The sequence below is a fragment of the Pseudobacteriovorax antillogorgiicola genome (assembly GCF_900177345.1).
GTDB classification, from domain to species: Bacteria; Bdellovibrionota_B; Oligoflexia; order Oligoflexales; family Oligoflexaceae; genus Pseudobacteriovorax; species Pseudobacteriovorax antillogorgiicola.
Genome location: NZ_FWZT01000002.1, coordinates 128,010 through 153,048, shown reverse-complemented (window position 1 = coordinate 153,048; position 25,039 = coordinate 128,010). Strand labels below are relative to the sequence as shown.

Here is a 25,039-nt window from a genome sequence, read left to right as displayed (position 1 = left end):
TTTTACCCAACTAGAGTTCTTATAGGTTCAAAGGAGGAAGATTCGAACAGCTCATGTGTCAGGATCACAGAAAAGCGTAGTGCGAGAAATCGCTCACCTTGGAACTCTGTTAACTCACTAAATTCAGTTAGGATTTGACATCCAGCTTCTTCAAGGTAGCGCTTGACTGCCGCCATACCAACCCCACGACCTGAAATTTCATTCACTTCATGGGACGTTGAAAGCCCTTGGCTGAAAAGCACATCGATCAGCTGATCGTGACTCCAGGGCTCATCGCCATGATCTACCAGACGGTTGATTCGATCAATGGCAAGACCTTGACCGTCATCGTAGACATCTAAGAAACACTGCCCTCTTTCGATTCGGGCACCAATTGTGATTTTACCCTGAACGCTTTTACCCTTAGCACGGCGAATTGCTTCGGATTCGATACCGTGATCCATGGCATTACGAAGAAGATGAACCATAATATCTTGGATGAGTAGGGTGCAACGTGGCGTCACTCGAATTTCCATTCCCGATAGGGCGATTTCGGGCGTCGGCTTTTCCAAATCCTTAGCCAAACGGGGAATATCTTGAACAGCTTCATTGATAACTTTCTGCAGGGGAACATAGTACATGCTTGAGAACGTTTGATAGATCCGATTCAAGCCCTCATTCGGTTCGGGCATTTTCACCATGATTGATTGCAAGGTCTGAATCAACTCTCGGACAGCCCTATCAGAAATTGTAGTCTGTGACCGCACTTGACTCCAACCAAGTTTATCCTCAGCAATGTCCTCGTAGGTGCGCAAGTAATTTCTCAATTGCTTGAGATCGTCGATTATTTTTTTCTGAGACCAAGGGGCCTTTTTGTTCCTTAGCTTGCCATAGTAGCTTTCCATAGCATGAGTCTTCTCAATGATTAGCGAAAGACCTATTTGCCTAGATAGTCCCTTCAATGTGTGAATATTGATAAACATAATATCACCATGAGACTCTTGGTAGTCATCGCTAGCGGTTGCAAGTCTCATATTTTCTTCAATATATTGCAGGGCTTTGTTGAGAAACTTGAAGAAAACATCCATTTGGCATTGGATCAATTCAGAGATAAATTTGAGTTCCTTCAGATTTTGATTGGCCTCCATCTGGAGCTTTCTCAGTTCAGTCACATCACGAAACGACAGGACGATATCCCTAATGTTGCTTTCGTTATCAAGTTCGTAGTTCCAATCAAGGTCCAATAACACAGGCTTCTGCCCTTGTCGTTGGAGAACAACTTCATGAGGGAGATGACTGACATTGACATCAAAGCAGTAGCTAGCTTCGCCAACAGAAGCTTTGAGTGAACTCTCTATGCGCGCTTTTTCATCATCACCTAAGTTGAGACGATCGAGAAAATAGGCCACAAATGATTCTCCCGGTCTTGGTTTAACACAAAAGATCGCTTCCACCTCCTTTGAAAACTCATCGCCCATTTTTAACCCCTTCCCTATGCTGATCACTCCCTGGGGGATATTGTCGAGAAGGGACCTCAGTTTCTTCGTTTTTGACGCGACCTCTTGCTCTAGATTGTTGTTGATATCTTTAATTTCTTCAAATAACGCATTTTTCTGATCTTGCAGTTTCTTGATGCGCCGAGCCAGAGCAAGTGATAGCAACACAACTTCGAAGGCTGAACCAATTTGCATGCCATGCTCAACGAGAAAGACATCTGCAACAAGTCCAAACTTGCTGAGAGAGAGAAACATGCCACCGACAAGATATATAGTGAAAGCTAAGAAGAAATATCTTGCCTCAACGTGCTTCTTCACAAGACACATGGAAACAAAAAAACAGCTAACTGATGCAATAAGACCAAAACTAGCTGCACTCCGAATCACCCAGAGATAAGGACCAATCAGACTTATAGGAATCAGGACTGCCGAGACACTGGCATAGAAAAGGCATAGCTTATCGAAAAATGGATAGCGACCTTTGAAGCCAAGAAACTCCCGGGTAAACAGACACATAAACAGCATAGAGCAGCTGATAGAGAATGGAATGGCTCGTTCGTGAAGTAGCGGGCTAAAAGGCCAAAGGTATTGATAGTCAAAACCTGTGAGGCTAATCTGAAACACCAGAAATGCTGAAACGTAGAGGACATAGTACACGTAGCCAATATCTCGAACCACCAGGTATACAAAGGCGTTGTAGACAATCATCACAAGGAGCACACCAAAGTAGAGAAAGTGCAAAGAATTGATGATGGAATCCTGCTGCCAGAAGTAGAGAGGCTCATAGAGGCTTACGCCCACCTTCATGGTGCTGTGGGAGCGTACCCGAATTAGGACATCCCATTGTGAGTTGGGATCAAATGTGTGGGGTATGACAAAGTTTCTATGATCGATTGGCCGATCAAAGAATGATGTAGCATCCCCCGTTTGGACTCTATGGTGAAGTTTGCCATCTTGAAGAAAGAAAATCTCTATAATATCGAGCATGGGGTAGTCGATAGTCAGGTAAAAATTACGAGCTTCTTTAATCCGATAATCAACCTTCCCCCAAAACCAATAAGTGGAATCTCGGAAACCAAATGCGGGAATTTGGCTTTTCACTGGAGTAAAAGCAGATGGCATTTCCAGAATATCGTCGAGGGTTAGGTTGTGATCGGGATCTGGATAATAGGAGAACTGTGAGCTAAAGTTTTCATATTGAAAATCTTGCTCAATGACGAGAGGCTTTTTCCCATAGGCTGCTGGGGGTGACAGCAATATGTAGCCTAAGCAAAAGAACCAAGCTAGCGGCATGAAAACTCCGATAATCCTGAGCTATCTATCGGACACAAATAGCAAAAATTGAAGCTATCGTGATCCGATTCAACAGAGCTGTTCTCAGGTAAGCTAGCAGGCTTGAGGTTTCCGGCTTGCAAGATTCTGCAGCAACTAGGTTAAATCCAATGCAGACTTAAGGGTTTTATCCATATCCTGAAGTAAGTTGATTCCGTCCCAGGCGCGGTGCTGCCCTTTATTATAAGCTAGCCCGTTTTTATAGTATAGAACAGCGTTTAGCTTGTTTTTTTGCTTACTATTCGTTGTTTTAACAACCTTGCCTGGGGTTCCCATCACGATTGAGTTATCGGGAATCACCGTTCCTTCTTTTAAGAAGGTATGCCCAGCAATGATACAATTATCACCAATCACGCAGCCATCCATGATTGTCGAGTTAATCCCCACGAGGGTGTAATCACCAATGGTGCAGCCATGAAGTGTGCAGTGGTGTGTGATGGAGCAATACTTTCCAACGTGGGTACCTGTCTTAGTTCCGATATGAATCATGACAAAGTCTTGTATATTGGTCATCTTCCCGATAGTAATGGACTTCATTTCTGAACGCATTACCGCATATGGCCAAATAGTCACACCCTCCTCCGCCGTCACTTTTCCGAATAGACGCACTGTCTCGTCTACATAAGCACATGATTCGACGTCTACACCTGGCCCAAAAATCACAGTAAATCCTCCTCTCTTGGAATTTCAGCTGAGCTTACCACTTCACCACTTTGAAGCCACAAAAGACTCCACTTGGACAAAATTCACCCTGATCGGACCTTTTCGTTCTGCCAGCTGATTGATACAGTCAAATGCAGTTGGTGCAAATTGCCTCGGACAAGCAGGTATTCCAACAACGCATGCCATATTAGCACTTACGTGTTTTTTGGCTCTAACTCGACAAGACGAACCGATGTTACGGGAGCTTATAATGATCAAGAAACTTCGCGATTTACTCCACGATTTGCTCAATGAGAACGATGAATTTCCCCAGGAAGATGAGAAGCGCCTGGCGATCTATGGAATCCTCTACGAGGCCGCACGTTCGGATTACAATGTCGCCCCTGAGGAAGAGGCAAAAATTAAGGAAGTCATGCTCCGCTACTTTTCTCTAAATGAAGATGATTATACGCGGATTCAGAAGGAAGCTGAGCAACTCCATCTGAACAGCCCTGGAATGTTTAAGATCACTCGGGAAGTTAGGAATCACCTTGATCGCGATGAACGGCTCAATTTACTCGATGAGCTTTGGGAGATTGCTTTTGCAGACGGTGTGATTGACCCCCAGGAAACATCCATTCTACGACGCTTGGCAGACTTACTCGGCTTGGAACACGGTGAGTTTATTGCCAGCAAGCTTCGTGTTGCCAAGAAGCACCAGACACCAGATTAGACTAAACCACGGTTTTTCAAGAGCTTATATCTCATAAGCCTGGTATTGCTCTCCATGCCTGTAAAGATTATATTAAGACTTCGCGAAGGAAGTCTTTAGCGGCACTTTGGGGGGAGGCACTATGAAACTGATAAAAGCTGCATTATTTTGGATACCAGTTTGGACATTTACTATCTTCATATTTTTGAGGGTTTTGGGCGTATCGCTCGTTAGTTTTTTGAGAAGAGACCCTCTCCTTAGTCATCACTGTCATAACCTAGCAGGTCAATGGGGTCGGGGTATCCTAAAAATGACTCCTGGCTGGACTTATAGGATACGAGGACAGCAGCACCTGCCCCCTAGCAACAAGCCTCTGGTGGTGGTCGCCAATCATCAGAGCAGCGTCGACATCTGCGCCCTTTACCTCCTTGGCATTCAGTTTCGCTGGCTTTCGAAGGCCGAGATTTTTAAGATCCCGTTTGTTGGATCGGGAATGAAGCTTGCTGGCTACGTGCCCATAAAAAGGGGAGACAAGATCAGCCACGAACAAGCATTTGAAAGCAGTCGCCAATGGTTGCGGCAAGGTGTTTCTATGGTCTACTTCCCTGAAGGATCACGAAGCACCGATGGCCAGCTCAAACCCTTTAAGCCAGGAGCATTTCGTCTATCTGAGCTAGAAAAGGTCGATGTACTTCCCGTCATCATCCGCGGAACCAAGTCAATGATGGCCAAGAACTCTCTTGTGCCTCATCCATCCCACGTTGATCTTGAGGTATTGCCCCCAACGGCTCGTCGAGACCATGAATCCGTCGAAGACTTCATGGATCGAGTTCGCAGCTCCATGCTCGACACCTTGAGCCAACCACTTCCAGAAAGGGTGATTCTATCGTCTCAGAAGGCTCTCACTCAGCCGACCTATTAAGGGGAGTAACCTATGAGACGAGACTTGGTTAAAAAATGCGAGGAGATGTAGAGATCGTAAAGTGACGGAAATATTTTGGGCGTAGAGAAGTATCATAATAGGTTCTGCTCCTCTCAGTTAGTCCTTCAGGCTTAAAGATTCTTGAATTCAGCTTACCTGTAGAGTTTCAATGATAAGCTCAGAAAAAAGGCAGGACTCGTAAGAACTCCTACCCATTAAACTAATAAAGAAAATAAGCCGTATTTCCTGATCTACCAAGCTCGCCTGCTCAATCATTGCCATTCATGACCGAAAACCAATTAAGAATTCTTGAAAGGAATTTTTGATGTTTTTGGTACGGTTTTTCCTATTGTTGCTCGTGATGGCTCTACCCGCGGAGTCCCAAGGCTTTGAGCAGACCTGGGTGCTCCATCGTAGCGATTTGGAAACACCAGCCACAGCAACTGCCGAAACACTATGGGAGCCGGTGACTGCAAACGCTCCTCCATTTGGCTTCAACAAAACGGTATGGTTAAAAAATACTTTGGGAACCTTGGACTCTCCCACCTATTTGTATTATCCCAATGGTGTCGAAGATATTCAGATCTACATCGGTGACGACCTTATCTACAGCTACGGTTCATTTGACTCAAGCTGGGATCATGTCGCCACCCAAACACTTCATATTGTCCCGCTCAGTGCGGAGCATCAGGGCAAGGAAATCTTTATTCGCCTCCACTATGGTGTATCTTATCTGATGAAAGGGTTTGTGCCTCAACTTAGTTCAGACATTGATTCCATCATACAAAGCGTCGGTCAAAGAGCGATTGTCACAAGCTTTGTAATTGGGATATTCTTTCTTCTTGGACTTCTCTCTGCCATGGTTGTCGCGATTAAACGCCAAATCGACATCAGCTTCTACTATGCATGTATGTCTCTAGCAGCTGTGGTGTGGATGTTCGTCAATCAAGACTCAACAATAAAATTCTTTATTGAGGTGGATCCCTTCCTTGCCACACGGATTGATGCCGTTTCTCTGTTGCTAGGTTGCTCAGGATTTTTCGGCTTCTTAAACGAAGTCGCCAGCAGTCATAAGAAGCTTATGGCTCTCTCGTCACGAATCGCCCGCTGGCTTTTTTTTGGGTCAGCTGCACTTCTCTTTTTGCCCATCCTAAGCCCGTGGTACTTAATCCCAGCACTTCACATCTTTGCGATTTTTGGATTCTCTAGTTTTGCGCTCTACCTTTACTCAGCAGCTAGATCGATACGCAATAATCGTGAATCTCAGCTGATTGTGGCTGCGATACTGGCGATCATCATTGGTAGCGTTCATGATATTCTGCGCTATACCGCATGGTTCCCGAGCCCCATCGAATCCATGATTCCTATAGGTATAGCTATAGCAACCATCTTCATGGGCTCGATAGTTTACTTCCGTTTGCGTGCAGAGCAGGTTTCCTACATCGATCAGATCAAAGATTTGAATACCAATCTTGAGGGGAAGGTCGAAGAAAAAACCAGAGATATTCGCTCGATCTTAAAAAACCTCCCCCAAGGTGTGTTTCAGATCACGGCAGACAGCAGCTTGACGATTGGCGAAGACTATTCTAAGTCCTTGGAATTGATTCTTGATGAAACTGAAATCATCGGCAAAGACCCTATCGACTTAATCTTTAATCAGTCAGACCTATCCAGTGATGTGAAGTCATTGATTGCTACCACACTCCTATGCGCCCTAGAGGAAGACGAAATCGCCTGGGAGGCTAATTCTCACCTGTTACCCCATGTGATGGGTCTCAACGATCGCGTAATCGAAGTGGATTGGCAGCACGTTGCTAATGCCGATAGTACGGTTGAGAAAATATTGGTGTCGTTAAAGGATGTAACTCAACTTCGAAATCTAGAAGAGGAGGCCCGGCAGCAAACTGAACTTGCGAATATGATCACCGAAATCATGGATCAGGATGTTGATAAAATTTCCTTTTTTGTAGAGTTTTCAATTGATCTCATCAGAGAGGCTTTCGATCAGTTTAACGATGGAAATTACAAAATAGTCTTCCGTAACCTTCATACAATCAAAGGCAATGCCAGGACATATGGATTCACTGGTGTCGTTGACAGCTCACATCAGGCGGAATCAGAATTAGCTCGGCTCATTCAGGGGGAAGATAGCAGAATCGATGCCTGCCGGCACGAAATGAAGGAGACCCAACTTTCCTTAGAAGCCTATGAGCAAGCTTTGAAGAAGCTGAATTTGGGTCAGGAGAACATGGTACGGGTTGATAAACAGTCTTTGATTCACCTCTGCCAAGAGGCAAGCCAATGTGAGAGTTTCGATGATTTTAGAACTTTGACTCAAAAAATATTATTCCTCGTTGAAAAGAACCTGGCCCAGGTGATCGAACCTGATATCAAGTCACTGAAGTTTATGTCTGAAAAGCTAGGTAAACCAACTCCCCATGTGGTGATCGAAAATGACCAATACGTTATCGATAAAGCACACAGGCGGCTCTTGACAAAAACCTTCAATCACATCCTCGCTAATGCAGTTGCCCATGGAATCGAATCCCCGGAGGAGCGGCGACAGTCTGGTAAGGCTGAAGTAGGAACGATCCGCATTCATATTATAGATACAGGAGAAGGGCTTTGTATCTCTGTTCGGGATGATGGTCGCGGCCTTGCGATCGGAAGTCTGCGCGAGAAGGCCTTGGAACAAGGATTTATTAACGCTGAAGAAACCGGTAAGCTACAAAAAATTGCTGACTTTATCTTCGACTCGGGGGTGTCCACGGCACAAACTCTTGACCAGATCGCTGGCCGCGGAGTGGGGCTTGATGCTGTTCGCAGTTTTGTGGAAAGCTATGGTGGATGCTTAGAGATAGAGCTTTTGTCTGAAAAAGACGCAGCATTTATGCCTTTTCAATTCAAAATGATCGTCCCCCAATCGTCAACGACGAGCGCTGCTTGAGGACCGCATTGCTAGCTTCTTGCACCAATTAACCTTGCTCTTCTTGCCACCATCATAGGGCACAGCAAGGCCGTTCTTGAGCAGCAAATCTCCCAGGTCCTTACCATCGAAATCAACTTTCGCCACAACCCTGAAATACTTGCCACGTTTGACCTCACTAAGCTTGATGGTACTTGCCTGCCTCATCTGAGCACGGACAAATCGCTTGGCCCAACGAGCGAGCTCTTTCTCACAACGTTGCTTCGATTTTAGCTCTGGGGTATCCACTCCACTCAACCGGATAGGTATCTTGTCGCCAAGAAGGGGATGAACTCCGTCAATTTGAAAGGTGATAGTGTCACCATCATAATTCGATAGGTAGCGGACACAGCGAAACTCGTTCGCTTGGTGCTGACATGCTTGAGAGCGAGGCACGGAAGCATTAGCAACACCTTGGAGCGAAGATAAAACTATCGATGCATATATGAACAGAATTCGCATACTCTTTCTATCCTTGAAACAAGTTCATTCTTGCACAGCTAACCAATTGATTATCACACAAATTCTAATTTTTAGTTCTATTTTCATGCGCACTTCATTTTGGTTCGCTATATTAGAAAAAACAAAACATTCAGTTTAGATATACTAAGCAGTAAGTGAGATTTAAGGCCATTGATACGTATTTAGCAGAAAATATTTCCCATTTTCCAAGTAAATTTAAGAAAATCATTAAAGCATGCTTGACATTAATATGAGATCTCGCTAATGAATTGGCTAGCCAGTCAGCTTCAAGAAGGCGTAATATATGCAGGAGTTCAGCATGAAAAAAGCCTTTCCTTGGCACGAGAAAATAGTCAATCCCGTGATGACGCGACCCTTCGCTACAATCGAACCTCAGCTGAGTCGCTCCCCGTGAATACCAGCTCACGCCCTCCAAGCAGCGGCGCAGCTGTCTTAAAACCTCGACTGACTGCTAGCAGCGAGGTTGCACGGGATGAAAACGACGAGATCATCGTAGAAATCGTCGGAATTCACAACTGGGGAAGCTCATACTATCAGGTGAATGCAGGTACCTACATCGTGGATATTCCCGCTTTTCAATAAGCTAGTATCCTAAGGAGCTATCTGTGAAGTGAGGTCCTTTTTTAAGGACCTCATTTTTTTCCTCCCCAGCGACCACGCCTAGAGCGGGTCTCCAAGTTGTGGCATAATAAAAGGAAATGATCTCCTTAGTTCATAGCCACAGGTGTACCCTCTTGTTTAAGATCTATCTCAGCCGTAGGCTTCATGAAACCGATGACGATAGCAGTCGCGATGAAGGGGTAAGATCTAGGAACCGCCGCCTATTCGAACGCTTTGATGTCAGTGACCAGCATATTCTAGCCTTGAATGACGAAGATATCCTGCGAGTTAAGGATATTTCAGCTAAGGGGTTTTCCTGTGAGATATCCCAACGAGCCTACGACAAGTTCGTACTCGCAGATGTCTATGAGGCTCAGCTTCGCTACCTCGGTGATCAATACGAGGTTGTTTTTAAAGTCGCTTGGAAAGCCAATGATGACCAAGTCGGCTTTGAGCTGCTAAAGCCTAGCAAAGAGACTAAGGTTTTTTTTAAGCGCTTGCTTTTACCAATGGAAATTGCAGGTTCTCTGCATAAAGTCGAAGCAAGCTTTATGGACGAACAAAATGACTCGAAAACGTGGTACCATGGAGACATCGGCACAGACCTTATTCTTTGGCGGGATGACAAAGGCGTGCTAGAAGCCTGGCAACTTGTTACCAATGAACAGTTTGTGGAGTGGAATGCTAAAGGCGGTTTAAGGACGGGCTCAACACAAACCCGTGAGGACTCCGAAGGAGGCCTTCTAGAGCCAGCCGCCGAACTGATGATCCCTGACGAAAGCCCCAGCCTTAGTCGCCTTCGCTTGGCCACCGACATCATGATGGCTCTTTCTTCTGAAGACAGCAAAGAGATCCTGCCGACTTTGACGGAGAAGCCATGGGACTACGGATCCGAGAGCACCAAAGACGACGACGACAAGAAGTAGAACGTAGCAAAAGAGAGCTTGTGGCTACCGAGGCCAAGCGCTATCAGGAGCTGGCTTGGAGCCGTGATCATGCTGACGAGGAATTTCTAGAAAAACTCAAGAATATTCGCCAGCTGCTAAAGAGCAATGACTCAGCCCTTCACCTAGCTGATTCTATTGAAAAAAAGATCCCGAAAGACACCTACCCTAGGACTCTCCATAAGAACCTGCTAGCCAGTGTCATTATGGAACTATTGTAATCAGGCTCCCAATACAATATATAACCTTTGGATCTGGGTAAGCTCGCATTTGCCTTCTGGATTGAGGAGCCTGCAATGTCAAGAGATAGAGAGAAGCCGTTCGAGTTCTTTTTTTCATCCCTTCTTAAGAATTCTGAGGTTTCTTTCCAAGATCTCTCTAAGGGCAAGGAATTCCTCGGCTCCCTTGCAGCATGGGCCGGCAAAGGCAAAGATGAAGTGGTGCAGCTCATCTGCCGCGAGATAGGCTTTACCACTGCCAACCTTCTCCAGGAGCCTCTCGCCAAGATGCTCGAAGGCAAGAAAATCCAATTCACTATAGAACTTGTCCCTAAGGACGAAGACGTATCCAAAAAGTCTGAATAAAGTAGTCGAGATCATGATCAAGTCAAAATTAAAGCCCGTTATCGAAGGGACTATTGAAGCTGTAGCCTTTGGTGGCCGCGGAATTTTAAAACATGATGGCAAAGTTTTCTTTGTCGAAGGCGGGCTACCAGGGGACCGTGTTCGAGTGCAGGTCACCAAGGAAAAAAAGACCTTTGGCGAAGGTTATGTTACAACTCTTCTTGAACCAAGTGAGATTCGAACGCCTTCACCATGCATCTACTCGGACCAGTGTGGAGGTTGCCAATGGCTGGAAGCACCGAAGGCCCATCAGGACAATTGGAAGCAAGAGTTCATCACCTCTGCTCTGAAGAGAATCGCCAAGGTCGACCATTCATTGGAAACTTTTTTTTCGTCTCCTGATGCACTCCACTACCGCAATCGCGTTTCTTTAAAGGGCATCTATACCAAGAGCTATCTTAAAGTCGGTTACTACCGGCAGCGCTCTCATGAACTAATTGCTATCAAAACTTGCAAGATAGCCGAAAACCCCATCAATCAGTGCTTGGAGCAAGTGAATCGTCTTGACCTCCCACCTACTGAAAAAGATTATAGTTTTGACCTGGATCTTCAGGTTCTATTCGATGGGCGAATCATGGCATTCTTGAAGATGGAATCATCCTCACCGAAAAAAGTTCAGGCAAACATTCTTAGAGCTCTTGAAAAAATCCCTAGCCTATCGACGATCTCATCGCGGCTGACTGAATCTCCCCAGCTTCACCTCTACGATGAGCAATTCGGCCTTCAATACTTCACCTACCAAGGGCAGTTTCAGCAGGTTAACCGCAAGGCGAATCACATTCTACGTGAAACGATCGCCACTTATGTTGCCGAGTTAAAGCCCCGCCTGATTGTGGATCTATTCTGTGGCAGCGGCAATCTTAGCCTCCACCTGGCTCATGATGGCTGTGAGGTCATAGGGATTGAATCAAACCCTCGGTCGATAGTGACCGCAAAACACAACGTCAGGCATAATAAGCTGACTAATCTAGACTACTTGTGTCTGAGTTCAGAGGACTTCCTCAAAGACTATGCGTCGCGATCCGCAAAACCAGATCTGGTAATGATTGATCCCCCACGCCGTGGTCTGGAAGAATCTATTTCCGATTTAGTCGCCATGGAAGCAAAGGCTATCTTATATGTGAGTTGCGACCCCAATACCCTTGCGCGGGATATCGGGGTCCTACAGAGTCATGGCTATGAAATACAGAAAGGGATCGGTTTTGATTTCTTTCCCAACACTTACCATGTGGAAAGCCTTGTTGTGCTCAAAAAGCCTTAAACACTGGCTCACATCATTTTCTTCGCTAAATCAAGGGCCTCACGAACCCTCTCTGGCGAAGTACCTCCCCAAGACTTTTTCGCGGCAAGAGACTGCTGCAGGCTTATGGCCGCATAGACGTCGTCCCTAATTTGAGCAGAATGAGTTTGTAGCTCTTCAAGAGATAACTCTTCGATGGCCACTCCCTTCCGCAAGGCATACAAGACAATCTCACCCACCACATGATGAGCCTCACGAAAAGCAAGCCCTTGAGCCACTAGGTAGTCAGCTAGATCGGTAGCATTCAAGTATCCTGTTTTACAGGCGTCGAGCATCACCTCTGGCTTTACTTTGAGCGTTCCAATTACTGTGGTCATCACTTTAAGAGATATAGAAGCTGTTTCCACCGCATCAAACAGCCCTTCCTTATCCTCTTGCAGATCCTTGTTATAGCAAGAAGGTAGGCCCTTAAGCACTGATAGGATGCTTGTCAGATGGCCGAACACGCGTCCTGATTTACCACGAATCAACTCTAAGGCATCTGGGTTCTTCTTCTGAGGCATCAAAGACGATCCTGTTGCCACCAGATCACTCATCTCAACGTAGCTGTACTCAGAAGAGCAATAGATGATCAGATCTTCAGCTAGGCGAGAAAGGTGAACCATCGTCAAGGCAATAGCACTGATTGTCTCCACCACAAAGTCACGATCACTGGTAGCGTCTAAGCTATTGCTTGTGACACCATCAAAACCTAGGCTCTTGGCCAGCTTAATCCGATCAAGATCATAGTTGTTTCCAGCCAGGGCCCCTGAGCCCAAGGGAAGAACGTTGACTCGCTTCCGCGTGTCCTGAAGCCTGCCCCAGTCTCTCTTCAACATCTCATTGTAGGACAAAAGATAATGAGGCCAGGCAACAGGCTGAGCTTTCTGTAGGTGGGTAAAGCCAGGCAGAATAGCGTCAAAATTTTCTTCAGCTTTCTGTAATAGAGTTTCTTGAAGGCACTTTATATCGGCACAAAGCTGGTCGATGGCATCACGAGTATAAAGCCTAAAATCCGTGGCCACCTGATCATTGCGACTACGGCCGGTGTGAAGCCTCTTTGCTGCATCGCCGATCATTGCGCTTAAAGAATCCTCTACGTAGCCATGAACATCTTCGTAACCTTCGTTGACAGCCTGATCAAGGTCTTCCGGGTTTGCCTCTAGCCGATCTTTCAGATCCTCTAGCCCCATAGTGATTTTATCAAAATCCTCTTGGCTCAGAACACCTGCATCAAACAAAGCCTGTCCATACGCCTGGCTGCCCTGGATATCGTAAAAAACTAGCTTCCTATCAAAGGGGAAAGAAGCGTTGAATCTCACAAACACTTGATCCGGCCCTTCCTCAAAACGACCGCCCCACATACTCATAGCAATACCTCGGTGTTTCGCGTCTTCATATCTGGTCTTGTTGCATTCTCAAACGCAACGCATTGAGCTTAATAAACCCTTCTGCATCCGCTTGATTGTAGACATTATCCTCTTCGAATGTTGCCAGTGCCTCGGAGTAGAGTGATTGAGGTGATCGTCGCCCAAGGGTGGTGACCTGACCTTTGAATAGTTTTAGTTTCACCTCACCTGAAACTGGTTCTTGAATGTCGTTTACCATATTTTGAATGACTTTAAATTCAGGAGAGAACCAAAAGCCGTTATAGATCAACTCAGCGATCTTGGTCCCCAGAGAATCTCTCAACTTCATCACTTCACGATCCAAGGTGATCGTCTCTAGAGCAAGGTGAGCCTGGTGGAGAATCGTCATACCCGGAGTTTCATAGACGCCTCTTGACTTCATACCAACGAAGCGATTTTCAACGATATCTACACGACCAATCCCATGCAGCCCACCTATTTGGTTGAGCGTCTGTAGCATATCCACTGGCGGAAGCTCTTTACCGTTGATCTGAGTTGGTTCCCCTGATTTAAAAGTGATGATCACTTCTTCGGGTTGATCCGGAGTCTTTTCGATCCCTCGGGTCATTAGAAAAATATCTTCCGGAGGTGCGGCCCATGGGTCTTCGAGAATTCCTCCTTCATAGGAAATATGCATCATGTTGCCATCAGTAGAATAGGGCTTGCTATGGGTGGCTGTAACAGGAATATCATGCTCAGCCGCATAGTTTAAAAGATCAGTTCTCGATTTAAATGGCCACGACCGCCACGGAGCAATCACTTTCACATCTGGCTTTAATGCATAGTAACCAAGCTCGAAACGGACCTGGTCGTTGCCCTTACCAGTAGCACCATGGGATACAGCGTCGGCACCAACCTGTTTCGCAATTTCGATCTGTTTTTTTGCTATTACAGGCCTTGCCACAGAGGTACCTAGAAGGTAGTGCCCCTCATAGACAGCCGAAGCCTTTAGAGCAGTCCAGACATAATCTTTGACAAACTCATGACGCAAGTCTTCGATAAAGATCTGCGAGCAGCCTGTTTTAAGAGCTTTTTCTTCGAGCCCTTCAAGCTCGGCACCTTGCCCCACATCAGCTGTAAATGCGATCACTTCGCAGTCATAAGTTTCTTTCAACCAACGGGCCATGACCGAGGTATCAAGACCGCCTGAGTAAGCTAGCACAACTTTTTTGATGTCATCTTTCATGATGAACCTCATTCAAAAAGGGTAAATATTTTCTTCAGCACCTTCGCTTGCTCTTGGCGGTTAGCGACAGCGCAGAATATAGTATCATCTCCAGCGATCGTCCCTAGAAGTCCTGACAGGTTTGCCCGATCAATAATTACAGCAGCGCGATTTGCATTACCTGGTCCCGTTCTGAGAACGATCATGTTATCGCCAGCTGTCACAGCATCCAAGCGATCGACCTTGCTCGACTCTCCAGGTGCGATACTTGGAGTCTTATAAGCACCATCGACTTTCACAACACCGAGCTTCTTCAAATCCCTTGAAATACTCGACTGCGTGGTCTCGTAGCCATGGGCCAGCAAGTGCTCCTTCAGCTCCATCTGATTGCTGATCCGCTCCTTTCGGATTAGGTCTGCCAATACACTTAACCGATCACGTTCTGACATAGACTCCTCAATATGCTAAATTTATGCATATTAACTATCAACATACGCATAATGTCATTTTTATGCATTGCAGGCAAGCGCTAATTCTGCCTTGCGAAAATTTTCAGTTAGCCTATAGATAGGCCTCCCGATAAAATTGGTAAAAAGTCTTATCGACATAGGAAGAAAAGATGGACCACAGCACAAACAAGAAGGGCATTAGCAAAAGCGTAATCACAAATGGCGTCGCCGTTGCGGTGATCATCCTGGGCTACCTATCTCCTTACGGGCGGGACCAGATCTTGAGCATTGGATTTTACGCGCTCTCGGGTGCTGTTACCAACTGGCTTGCCATTCATATGCTTTTTGAGCGAGTCCCTGGCCTCTATGGTTCTGGGATTATCCCCAATAAATTTGAAGAGTTTAAGGTTGGAATTCGGCGGTTGATGATGGAGCAGTTTTTCACGAGAGAAAATATTGAGCGATTCTTCAAGGAGCAAACGGAAGGTCACTCCTTCGATCTGAAGCCCCTCCTTGAAACCATCGATTATGAAGTCTTGTTTGATAAACTCAAAGCCGGAGTTCTAGAGTCTCCATTTGGAGCCATGATCAACATGTTTGGCGGACCAGAAGCCCTGGATCAGCTCAAGGAACCCATGATAACCAAAATCAAACAAGCCATTCACGAGCTTGGTGACGATGAAACTATTCAAGCCAAAATTGCCAGCGCCATATCGGAAAGCTTGCACCTAGACCAACTACTTGCCAAAGTAGAACTAATCGTTCAAGCCCGACTTGAAGAACTAACACCAGAAATGGTTAAGGAAATCATTCAGACAATGATTCGAGAGCACCTGGGCTGGCTGGTGGTTTGGGGTGGTTTTTTCGGAGGATTGATGGGCTTGGCGGCAAGCTTTATTGTTTAGGCTGCTGACTCTTGACGGTTGTTTAGGCTGCTGACTCTTGACGGTAAATCGTCACAGACAAACCATCGATGGAAACCTGGATGCCAAAGCCCTCATCATCCAGGTGAACCCAGTGACCTTGCATTTCAAACTCGCGAATTCCGCGGTTGTAAAGAGTCTCCAGCTCTAGCTGGAATACAATTTCTTGGTTAAATGTCACTTCAAGGCGTCCGTTGTCAAGATAGCGAATGGAGCTAAGCCCCTGGGCATCTTGCTTGTCATCAGACCGTTCTACCATGTCCGAGGTCATCCCTTCACTGGTAGCTTGGTTCGCTGGTTCGCTGGCCTGCTCGCGGTCTATGGCTAACGAAGTACGATTGTCAGACGGAAGATTGGAATAGTCTTTATCAACGACGTGCTCTTCTTCGAAATCTTCGTCGATCGGTTGCTCAAAGTCTCCTACATCAGACATCAAAGCTTCCTCGGTTTCTCTAAAATCCTCTTCCATGCTTAAAATGGGGTCTTCTTCCACCGATGTTGGCTCCTCGACTTGTGTGGGAGGAGTCGACTCCGCTTGTGGAGCTTCTTCAGCCTGATCTTCAATGGAATAGCTTTTTAAACTAATAATACCCGTACCTGGATCCAAACCAGCTCGGGTCGCTGCATCCACTGTGAAGTCGATATCATCATCAATATCGCACGCCATAAGAAAGCAGATGGTATCACCTGTATCAGTAGTAAACCACACTCGTTCGGAAGGCTTACGACCAGAATAAGAATCGAAGATAGCTTCTGTAGACTCAGAGATCGAAGGTGGATTAAGCTTTAGTACAATACCGTAGGGGAGTAGCTTATTTTTGATCCGTCCCATAATGAGATTGGAAAGCTCTCCAATCCAGTCATTGATAAAGGCTTCAGGGTTTTCCTCGTCGCCTTTTAGTCCTGGGCACGAATTTCTCAAAAACTGTTCATCACAGCCCAAGATCACTGAACCCTGCATCTTTTCACTGTGAAATCCAAGGATACTTATCAGCAGCGTTTCGGACCAATGGGTAACATCCTCATCTGCAATCGCCTGAACAGGACTGTGATTCAGTGCATTGCTCACAGCATCTGTAATAATTTTTCGAATGGGTTCCCGGTGAGAGGATTGCAAATTCACCACCGCCTCCAATGTATATGCCTGAGCAAGGCATCGGTAGATGATTCATTTGTCTTAGCAAACCCGTTGCGATCTCACCTAAGCGCAAGTAATTATGAATATTTTTTTGAAAACAAAAAGAGCCGCTCCTTGAGAGCGGCTCGTAAAATCTATTGGAAATTGCCTAAAACTGGTCAACAGCCTCAGAACTGGTGTTCGGAATATTAGCCATAGTCGTGCTGGTCTGATCGAGAAGAAGTTCTTGAAGCTGAAAGCCTATGAGCGACTTGGGAACCCAAAACAGTGCAGCTAGCTCGGAAACTACATTACGTCTTGAATCAAGCTTTGATAGCTCCATTAGAAGCATCGGCTTAGGAATTAAAAGATTGGCAGTGAAAATAGTTTCTTCAAAGGCCACCAATCCAGATCTGGCTCCCAGTTCAGGAAAGCGGCTGCGCTCACCTTCGAAAACAATCCGCGCCAGATCTTTAACCATAGACATTCGGGTCTGAGGCTTCAGATCACCCTTCTTGAACTGAATACAGTAGCGACCGGCCTTGACCCTTAGGATACGACTGAGCTTATCGAGCATCTCTACGGGCTGTGTGGAAACAAAGGCAAAGGCGTGCATGACTTCCGGCAAATAGAGAGGAGGAGTTGTAAAATCACATTCGTTTTGTATGGTTTCAACAAATCTTAGCACACTCTCCCGGCAAGCTTTGATTTCATCAGCGCTGGAGGCCTCGATTTTAGAGAAGATCGTCTTGAACGATCGCGACTCTAGATATTCGAAGTAGGCTTCCTCTAGGTTGACAGCGCCACTAGAAACGTCGTGGATCAGTCCGATCTCAACGCCTAGGGTATCTGCTAACTTCGCCAAGGCAAAAACGGAGCGAACATTTTTTTCACCCCGCTTCCAGTGACTACAGTCTGAAGGGTTAAAGTTCAGGATAGCTCCGACCTCTTGGTCACGAACTTTCCCACCTTTCTGATGCATCATCACTTTTTGGCAAAATTTAAAAAGCTGCACCGAATTAGGAAACTTAGCTGCACCCGAGCGTTTCATAATTTCCTCCGACGCCCCATATGACGCTGGTGAAAAGGATAAATTCATATTGAAAAGGCTTATAACAACTATACATACCACATATTGGGACTGTCAAGGATACCTGGTTAAAATCCCTGTAGTCCTTACCCCGCCCAGCCGCTAGGCTTCTTCTCCACTTTTTTCGGAGGAAAAAACATGGACTCTCCCAAAGTCATACCCATTGCCAGGCGGAAAAACAGGAAGTAGATACCAAACAAGCCATAGACAATGGCGGCTGCCGATACCAAACTAACCCCCTCCACAAGGCGCAAGGGAAACCACTGGTCCCAGTGGCCAGCGCTTAAGTGTTGGCGGTCAAATATGATTCCTAAGAATAGTACACCAACGGTGATCGAAAAAAGTATAAAGAGAATGTCTAATAAATGGGACTGAAAGAAAAGCCTAAAACCTCTACCCTTTTGAATGTTAGCAGCTTGCTCGATATAGCGGGGAGTGGGTATTGGTGCCTGCTCAGAAGGTTTTAGAGGCATAGTATAGCTCGGTCTTTGCGAGTTTGAGACTGTGGCTTTTGCCACTCTCATATGCCTCTTCGTTTCTTCTTCAAAGATTGGATTGTTGGCTTTGACTGATTTGATGTTTCCAATCCCAATGCCTTTGGATAGCACCTTTAGGCTCTGCGGATTGATCTCTGCCTTCAAACGTAGAAGCTCTAATTTGAGCTCGTCGTTCCATTCTAGGCCGCTCAAGCGGATTCCTCGTCAATGTTATCGATGTGTATTTGAATTGTAGCGGACGGGTGCGGCTTTGTCACACTAAACCGGACTCACCTTGCTAGGCGCTGATGAGTCTGAGCTTTGGCTGCGTTCGTACAAAGCCAATGCATCATGAGTCTTTTCTTGCCCAGAAGCAGATTCCTGTGCCTCAGACTTCGCTTTGTTATCGAGCAAACTATTGAGGGTATCGATTGCGAGATTGAAGTCCTGATCGGAGAGGTTGAGCATCCGATCGCGGAGGTCTAAGAAGCGCCGAGACTTTGAACACAGGCTGCGGGAGTCCTTACTGTCTTTCTGTTTGGCATCAAAGTAATATTGAAGCTGGTGCACATCGAATTTTCGATTGCCATCGGCCATCTGTTTTCCCTCCTGCCATGTCTATCGACCGGCTTTCGGGATTCTTAAGTTCTGTCTGTTAAAATATGGACAGCTCCAATCTGCATAGGGTATAAAACTGTGCATTTTTAACTGACTTGCGTACCAATATGGGAGAATAACGTGCAGGACATAAAGGTTACCAACACACTCACAGGAAAGAAAGAGCCACTCAAGACTGTCGAGGAAGGACATGTCAAAATCTACGCCTGCGGAGTAACCGTTTATGACCATTGCCATATCGGACACGCAATGCAAGCTATCTACTTCGATATGATCCGCAACTACCTCCAGTTCGCCGGATACCGCGTCACCTATGTACGTAACTATACGGACGTCGACGACAAGATTATTAAGAAGGCCCGGGAGCTGGGTATTCCTCCTCTGGAGCTGTCTGAGTCGATTATCGATTCGTCCTCAAAAGATATGGCAGCTATTGGAGTTCTGCCTGCCGACTTTGAACCCAAAGTATCCGACTGCATCGATGACATTGTTGCGATGATCGAAACTCTCATTGAAAAAGGCTTTGCCTACGCCACGAGTGAGGGGGACGTTTACTACCGAGTCCACAAGAAAGGCGACTACGGCAAGCTTTCCAATCGCAAGGTCGACGATATGCGCAGCAACACCCGTGACCTCGTTCAAGGAGACAAAGAAGACAGCCTAGACTTTGCTTTATGGAAGCACGATGAAACGGAAGGGGCCTCATGGCCAAGCCCGTGGGGTCTAGGACGCCCAGGTTGGCATATTGAATGCAGCGCTATGTCCAAAAAATTTCTCGGCGACACCTTTGATATTCATGGTGGTGGCCGTGACTTGGTGTTTCCCCACCATGAAAACGAGATCGCTCAATCTGAGGCAGCCAACGGCTCCTCCTATTGCCACCATTGGATGCACTCAGGCTTACTAACCATCGATAAGCAAAAAATGTCGAAGAGCCTTGGGAATCATATCTTGATCGGAGACTTTGTGAAGCGCTATCCTGGAGAAGTTTTGCGCCTTGCTTACCTGCAAAACCATTACACCTCCAACGTTGACTTCACTGAATCGGTTTTTAACAATTGCTTGAAACGGTTGCTTTACTATTACGAAACACTAGAAGAGCTAGATCTTCTAGGTAAAAAAGTTGCAGACAAAGGTGATTACTTGGAAGGTCATAACCCTACCGGCCTCATTAATGATTTCCACAAAGAGATGAGTAATGACTTTTCCTCCGTCTGCGCACTTCGCGACTTGCACCAGGCTATCAAAAAGGCCAGAGAGTTAAAAAACGCGAAAAAATCTCCTGCCAAGGCCTTTACCGCGAAGGTTTACGCCGACGTTTTCAGAACTCTTTTTGGAGTTTTCGGCCTCCTGAAAGAGCAACCTCAGGAATTCATCGAAGGCCTGAAAGCCAAAATTTTGCCTCAACTAAACTTAAGTGAGGATGAAATTACCCAAGCGATTGCGCGTCGCAAGGAAGCACGGGCAAACAAAGACTTTAGTCTATCGGATCAGATTCGTGATGAGATGCTAGCCAAAGGTATCGAGTTCATGGATACTCCTGAGGGCACCAAATGGACGATCAAATTAGGGGATTAAGATGTCCCAGCTTTTAGTAACTCATATCGGCGAGCTTGTCAGCTTAGCACCTCTAGCGAAAGAGCAACGTTGCACCCAAATTGTCGAACAGGATCTGGGTGTTCTAAGCAACGCCTGGCTTGCTATTGAAGATGGCAAAGTCCTCAAGCTCGGCTCTGGTCCTATTCCTGAAGAACTTCAGGGTTACCCCAAGCTCAACGCTGGTGGCGGCCTTGTGCTTCCCGGCCTGGTTGATTGTCACACCCACCCTATTTTTGGCGGCGATCGCAGTCATGAATTTGCAGCTCGATTATCGGGGAAAACCTATCAAGACATTGCTGCAGAAGGTGGTGGAATTCAATCTACGATTAGGCATAGCCGAACAGCAAGCGACACTGAGCTGGATGAAGGCTGCCGGAGAAACCTCAAGAGATTCCTTGAACACGGTGTAACCACTGTTGAATGCAAATCAGGTTATGGCCAATCCCCGCAGGAGGAGATCCGTATGCTTCGCATCTTAAAGAAGCTGGCGGAAGAGGGCCCTCAAACGTTAAGCATCACCTATCTCGGTCTCCATGCCAAAGCCTATGACTATCAGGACAAGACCCATTTCATCGAAGAAATGACGGCGGCCCTAAAAACCATTCAAGCCGACAACCTTGCCGAATGGGTCGACGCATTTGTTGAGCGGGGTTATTTTGAAGTTGAAGACTGTGAACGCTTTTTTTCTGAAGCCCAGCGCCTGGGATTCAAAATACGGATTCACGCTGATGAGTTCGCCGACAGTCGAGCTGCCGGCGCTGCAGCTCAATGGCAGGCTTACAGTGCGGACCACCTGGAAGAAGCATCTGTCGAAGGTATAAAAGCTATGGCTGATTCAGGGGTGGTTGCAGTACTGCTTCCAGGTACATCAATCTACAGCAAGATCAAGTTCGCCCAGGCACAAGGATTTCTTGACCAAAACTGTGCAGTGGCCCTAGCCACTGACTTCAATCCGGGCTCCTGCCAGATCGATAATCTGCCACTGATAGCAAGCCTTGGTGCTCTTCATTGCGGTTTGAGCTGTGCCCAAGCAATTGCTGCCGTTAGCTTTGTTGCCGCTAAATCCTTAGGCCTATCCGAATGCAAAGGCGCACTTGCACCTGGCTACGACGGAGACTTTATCATTCACCCCTTGCAGAGCAAGGAGCAATGGATCGCAGATTTCGGCCGCCACAAGCCAAGCCATGTATTTCTTAATGGAGCCCCGGCCATAAGCGAAAATCCATCCTAATGTCGTTTAGGATGGATTTTCGCTTCAAAGCTTCATACTTATGAGACTGCCCGAATCGTTCAAGTTCCTTTTTATGCCTTGATCTCTTGACCAGTCTTGTCGTTGTGAGCTTTCTATTTAATATGAAATTTTAGTGATAGTATATTCCACGACGCCCTTGGGCACTTTAACCTCAACAACATCATCGAGGGACTTACCCATAAGAGCTTTCGCAATAGGTGAACCAGTTGATATCTTATTCTCTGATATATCAGCCTCTAGATCACCTACGATACGATAGGTTTTCTCTGCACCCTCTTCATCTTCAACGGATACGAAAGCACCGAACATCACTTTCTCTGGACTATCTGTAGAAAAGTCGATCACATTCGCTCGTGCAATGTGGTCATCTAAGATAGTGATGCGGCCTTCGATAAAACTCTGTTTCTCACGGGCTGCATGATACTCGGCATTTTCCTTAAGATCGCCATGAGCTCGCGCTTCGGCTATCTCTTCTATAACCTTCGGTCGCTGGACACTCTTTAGGTTTTCTAGCTCGGCCTTCAGTTGTGCATACCCCTGTGGAGTAAAGGGGATTGTTTCTGTTGTCATTTCTACCTCTAAAAACTATGGGTCGCAGAAAACGCTAATGTAATAGATTCAGCTTCTACATCTTGAATCGCAGATCCTGTGATCTTCTGAGCCTTACCTTCTCCGACCTGGTAAACACTACCAATGGAGACCTGGCTGTTTGGCTGTACCCAAGCGAAGAAAAGCGACGTGCCAACATAATCAATATGATCAGCTTGTCCTGACTGTCCTTCAACGACTTCAGGGCGGGCATCATTGTTCGTAAACAAACCAACCCTGACTGGTACAGAGGGAGTTATATAATATTCTGCGCCTGTTGCAAAGTTCGTAACAGCTTCTCGGTCAAAACGTCCGGAACCTTGCTTCGCTGCACCCACATAAGTGGCATCGAAGGTGACAAGCAACCGCGCTGACGCAAACCAGGCTGAACCAAGACGGAGTTCAATTGGCATCGTTTTCAAGGGTTCCGTTTCAGGCTCGTTTGAGAAATACTCAAGTGGTATGGGCAGAATTTCATTAGTACCAAGAATATCATCGAAGTTCTTAGTCTGATCAATGCCTTCATCATAGCTTTCTGAGATAATACTTGTGTATTTAAGGCTAGCCCCCAGAGAGAACTGTCCTAGAGCCATCTGTCCCCCAAGTGTGTAACCTATAGCGTTCACCTGCAAATGAGTCCTAACATTTTGAGCCAGAAAACGACCGTCGGTATAGGCGACATGCTGGTACTCTTGAATCAACTCATCGATATCAATGCCATTCATCGCAAAACCTATAGATACCCCTGGAAGAATTCTCCGAGCGGCAGCCAGCCCCACACCCATCGTACCTGCACGTACGTTTGAAGTTCGATGAAATCGGAGAAGTCCGAGAGATTCATTAGTTATAAAGTCATTTTGATTTTTGAGCTCGGAGTCTAGATTGTAAACTCCAAAAGCTACAACTACATCATCGAGTAGGTCATCAACTTTGAGTAAACTCCCAAAAAAAGGAGCTGTGGTACCAGAACTTTTCTCTGTGAAGTCCTCTTGCCCTATAGTAGATCGGTAAACGACGCGCCTTTGGTAAAAAGCATTGGCAGAACCAGAAATATCATTGGATATCGCAAATGCGATACCTGCTGGGTTGTATAGCACTCCAGAAGCATCATCAGCTACAGCTGTAAATGCTCCACCGAGACCCATCGCTCGTTCGCCAATCAAGAGATTATTGTAGTGGAAGATATCGGCACTTGCTAACTGACTGAAAACCAATCCGATTCCAAAGACTATTCCACGTTGAATCACTTTATAATCTCCTTAGCCTTGCTTGGCATTAGCTGCTGGTGGAAGGCGTTTTTTCATGGCTTTGAATCGCTTCCTCCCTTTTGCGCCAACGATCTCTTTAGCATCTATTTTTTGCAGATGAGACATGATATTAGCTATACGTTGCGGAACACTGGGATGTGTTTTATCCAGAATAGAGTCTTTTTTAGAGGACTTCTTGCTTGGCTTGCCATCGAAACAATCCTCCTTACTAAAGCCTTTCTTGATGTGTATACGACATAGAAAGTCGGTCAGCGCATAGGGATAGTATCCCCCATCAATCGCATAGCGAGCGCCTTCAACGTCAGCTTCAAACTCCAGGTCAGCTCCTAAGCCTTTCTCTAGGATGATGGACATCCCTGCTTTTGCAGCTTTAAGGGCATTGAGGCCAGCGATATTACCCCCTATATACTTTGCGAGCAAGGCTCCAGCAGCAGACTCTTCAGCATCAGGTCTCTTCCGAACAGTCACCTCTTCGGGAAGGTTTTTCTGAGGACCACTTTTCTTGCCATCCATTTCATCCTCACTCATGCTAGCCAGTTTGTTGAGCATATGCTCTTTGCCAACATGAGCAATTTCATGAGCGATCACTGCTGCCAACTCCGCTTCCGAGCTTGCATTGCGAACAGCTCCTACAGTTAGCAAGATGTATCCACCCGGACAGGCATAAGCGTTGATATCTTCTGTATTAAGGATATCAAACATGAACCGTCGCTCTGCAAACTGACTACGACTTGCTACGTAGTTGCCAACTTCATTTACATAACGAACTAATTTTTGGTCGTTATAGACTCCGTAGAATCTTAACAAGCGTCCCGCCATGTTGCGACCAATCTCCATTTCTTTCTTCGCCCGGATGATGAGGCGCTTTTCTTCCTCGGAGTAGCCATCGTCCTGATCGTTCACCTCAGGACTGGTTGCACAAGAACCTATGAATGCCAGCGATAGGCAAAGAGCGATGTTTGCCACATGGAGAATCAATGACCGAGTCATGAACCATTCCTTCTTTTGAAAGGCACAATGCAGAATCACTTCGACGTTAGATATTGGGTTTCACTTTATTAAGGCCACCGTTCAATGTAGGCCAAGATAGACTCTTTGATTATACAAT

Annotated in this window: 24 protein-coding genes; 11 read left to right on the top strand and 13 right to left on the bottom strand. The window is 46.2% G+C overall.

Features of this window, described 5'->3' with window-relative positions; genetic code table 11:
• Positions 1-2: 2 nt before the first annotated feature.
• Positions 3-2,768, bottom strand: a complete 2,766-nt coding sequence (locus tag B9N89_RS03070; RefSeq protein WP_132315490.1) for a 7TM diverse intracellular signaling domain-containing protein — start codon at positions 2,766-2,768, stop codon at positions 3-5.
• 135 nt (positions 2,769-2,903) lie between these two features.
• Positions 2,904-3,470, bottom strand: coding sequence for a gamma carbonic anhydrase family protein (locus B9N89_RS03065; RefSeq protein WP_200820655.1), 567 nt, complete (start codon positions 3,468-3,470; stop codon positions 2,904-2,906).
• A 250-nt stretch (positions 3,471-3,720) separates the two neighbouring features.
• Here B9N89_RS03065 and B9N89_RS03060 point away from each other — a divergent pair, with 250 nt between their 5' ends.
• From B9N89_RS03060 to B9N89_RS03050, 3 genes are all read left to right on the top strand, one after another.
• On the top strand, positions 3,721-4,182 hold the full coding sequence (locus B9N89_RS03060; RefSeq protein WP_159455101.1) for a tellurite resistance TerB family protein: 462 nt from the start codon (positions 3,721-3,723) through the stop codon (positions 4,180-4,182).
• A 121-nt stretch (positions 4,183-4,303) separates the two neighbouring features.
• Positions 4,304-5,083, top strand: coding sequence for a lysophospholipid acyltransferase family protein (locus B9N89_RS03055; protein ID WP_132315494.1), 780 nt, complete (start codon positions 4,304-4,306; stop codon positions 5,081-5,083).
• Between the two features lie 325 nt (positions 5,084-5,408).
• Entirely contained in the window at positions 5,409-8,030 is a 2,622-nt protein-coding gene (locus tag B9N89_RS03050; RefSeq protein WP_132315496.1) for a 7TM diverse intracellular signaling domain-containing protein, read from the top strand.
• On the opposite strand, the gene B9N89_RS03045 is transcribed toward B9N89_RS03050, so the two are convergent.
• A complete protein-coding gene (locus B9N89_RS03045; RefSeq protein WP_132315498.1) occupies positions 8,010-8,510 on the bottom strand; it encodes a thermonuclease family protein in 501 nt (166 codons plus the stop codon). The genes B9N89_RS03050 and B9N89_RS03045 overlap by 21 nt on opposite strands.
• Positions 8,511-8,774: 264 nt before the next feature.
• Between B9N89_RS03045 and B9N89_RS03040 the strand changes: the two genes are divergently transcribed.
• The 5 genes from B9N89_RS03040 (at position 8,775) to B9N89_RS03020 (ending at position 11,959) form a co-directional block, all read left to right on the top strand.
• Complete coding sequence (locus B9N89_RS03040) at positions 8,775-9,113, top strand: hypothetical protein (protein ID WP_132315500.1); 339 nt, start codon at positions 8,775-8,777, stop codon at positions 9,111-9,113.
• Positions 9,114-9,265: 152 nt separating this feature from the next.
• Positions 9,266-10,057, top strand: coding sequence for a hypothetical protein (locus tag B9N89_RS03035; RefSeq protein ID WP_132315502.1), 792 nt, complete (start codon positions 9,266-9,268; stop codon positions 10,055-10,057).
• Complete coding sequence (locus tag B9N89_RS03030; RefSeq protein WP_132315504.1) at positions 10,009-10,296, top strand: hypothetical protein; 288 nt, start codon at positions 10,009-10,011, stop codon at positions 10,294-10,296. Before B9N89_RS03035 ends, B9N89_RS03030 begins: the two co-directional genes overlap by 49 nt.
• Before the next feature lie 75 nt (positions 10,297-10,371).
• Entirely contained in the window at positions 10,372-10,659 is a 288-nt protein-coding gene (locus tag B9N89_RS03025; protein WP_132315506.1) for a hypothetical protein, read from the top strand.
• Positions 10,660-10,672: 13 nt separating this feature from the next.
• Positions 10,673-11,959 carry a class I SAM-dependent RNA methyltransferase gene (locus B9N89_RS03020; protein ID WP_132315508.1) on the top strand — a complete coding sequence of 429 codons (1,287 nt, stop codon included), beginning with the start codon at positions 10,673-10,675 and terminating at the stop codon, positions 11,957-11,959.
• An 8-nt stretch (positions 11,960-11,967) separates the two neighbouring features.
• Here the strand turns inward: B9N89_RS03020 and argH are convergent, their stop codons facing one another.
• The 3 genes from argH to B9N89_RS03005 are packed head-to-tail and all read right to left on the bottom strand — an operon-like array spanning position 11,968 to position 15,000.
• Positions 11,968-13,347, bottom strand: a complete 1,380-nt coding sequence (gene argH, locus B9N89_RS03015) for an argininosuccinate lyase (RefSeq protein ID WP_132315510.1) — start codon at positions 13,345-13,347, stop codon at positions 11,968-11,970.
• Between the two features lie 25 nt (positions 13,348-13,372).
• Positions 13,373-14,572: an argininosuccinate synthase gene (locus B9N89_RS03010; RefSeq protein WP_132315512.1), complete on the bottom strand. Its 1,200-nt coding sequence runs from the start codon at positions 14,570-14,572 to the stop codon at positions 13,373-13,375.
• 8 nt (positions 14,573-14,580) lie between these two features.
• Positions 14,581-15,000, bottom strand: coding sequence for an arginine repressor (locus B9N89_RS03005; protein WP_132315514.1), 420 nt, complete (start codon positions 14,998-15,000; stop codon positions 14,581-14,583).
• Between the two features lie 170 nt (positions 15,001-15,170).
• Here B9N89_RS03005 and B9N89_RS03000 point away from each other — a divergent pair, with 170 nt between their 5' ends.
• Positions 15,171-15,905 (top strand): DUF445 domain-containing protein, encoded by a 735-nt coding sequence (locus B9N89_RS03000; RefSeq protein ID WP_200820654.1) that lies wholly within the window; start codon positions 15,171-15,173, stop codon positions 15,903-15,905.
• 22 nt (positions 15,906-15,927) lie between these two features.
• Here the strand turns inward: B9N89_RS03000 and B9N89_RS02995 are convergent, their stop codons facing one another.
• From B9N89_RS02995 to B9N89_RS02980, 4 genes are all read right to left on the bottom strand, one after another.
• Positions 15,928-17,046 carry a chemotaxis protein CheX gene (locus tag B9N89_RS02995; protein WP_132315516.1) on the bottom strand — a complete coding sequence of 373 codons (1,119 nt, stop codon included), beginning with the start codon at positions 17,044-17,046 and terminating at the stop codon, positions 15,928-15,930.
• 163 nt (positions 17,047-17,209) lie between these two features.
• Positions 17,210-18,091 (bottom strand): hypothetical protein, encoded by an 882-nt coding sequence (locus tag B9N89_RS02990; protein ID WP_132315518.1) that lies wholly within the window; start codon positions 18,089-18,091, stop codon positions 17,210-17,212.
• A 125-nt stretch (positions 18,092-18,216) separates the two neighbouring features.
• Positions 18,217-18,819, bottom strand: a complete 603-nt coding sequence (locus B9N89_RS02985; protein WP_132315520.1) for a hypothetical protein — start codon at positions 18,817-18,819, stop codon at positions 18,217-18,219.
• A 66-nt stretch (positions 18,820-18,885) separates the two neighbouring features.
• Complete coding sequence (locus B9N89_RS02980) at positions 18,886-19,203, bottom strand: hypothetical protein (RefSeq protein ID WP_132315522.1); 318 nt, start codon at positions 19,201-19,203, stop codon at positions 18,886-18,888.
• A 141-nt stretch (positions 19,204-19,344) separates the two neighbouring features.
• On the opposite strand from B9N89_RS02980, the gene cysS reads away from it, so the two are divergent.
• Both cysS and hutI read left to right on the top strand, forming a co-directional pair.
• Positions 19,345-20,802 (top strand): cysteine--tRNA ligase, encoded by a 1,458-nt coding sequence (gene cysS / locus B9N89_RS02975; RefSeq protein WP_200820653.1) that lies wholly within the window; start codon positions 19,345-19,347, stop codon positions 20,800-20,802.
• A 1-nt stretch (position 20,803) separates the two neighbouring features.
• The gene (gene hutI / locus B9N89_RS02970; RefSeq protein ID WP_132315524.1) at positions 20,804-22,054 is read left to right on the top strand and encodes an imidazolonepropionase; all 1,251 of its coding nucleotides are present in this window, start codon (positions 20,804-20,806) and stop codon (positions 22,052-22,054) included.
• A 117-nt stretch (positions 22,055-22,171) separates the two neighbouring features.
• Here hutI and greA read toward each other — a convergent pair whose 3' ends face one another.
• The 3 genes from greA to B9N89_RS02955 are packed head-to-tail and all read right to left on the bottom strand — an operon-like array spanning position 22,172 to position 24,921.
• The gene (gene greA / locus B9N89_RS02965; protein WP_132315526.1) at positions 22,172-22,645 is read right to left on the bottom strand and encodes a transcription elongation factor GreA; all 474 of its coding nucleotides are present in this window, start codon (positions 22,643-22,645) and stop codon (positions 22,172-22,174) included.
• Between the two features lie 8 nt (positions 22,646-22,653).
• The gene (locus tag B9N89_RS02960; RefSeq protein WP_132315528.1) at positions 22,654-23,910 is read right to left on the bottom strand and encodes a hypothetical protein; all 1,257 of its coding nucleotides are present in this window, start codon (positions 23,908-23,910) and stop codon (positions 22,654-22,656) included.
• Positions 23,911-23,922: 12 nt separating this feature from the next.
• Positions 23,923-24,921: a M48 family metalloprotease gene (locus B9N89_RS02955; protein WP_132315530.1), complete on the bottom strand. Its 999-nt coding sequence runs from the start codon at positions 24,919-24,921 to the stop codon at positions 23,923-23,925.
• Between the last annotated feature and the right edge of the window lie 118 nt (positions 24,922-25,039).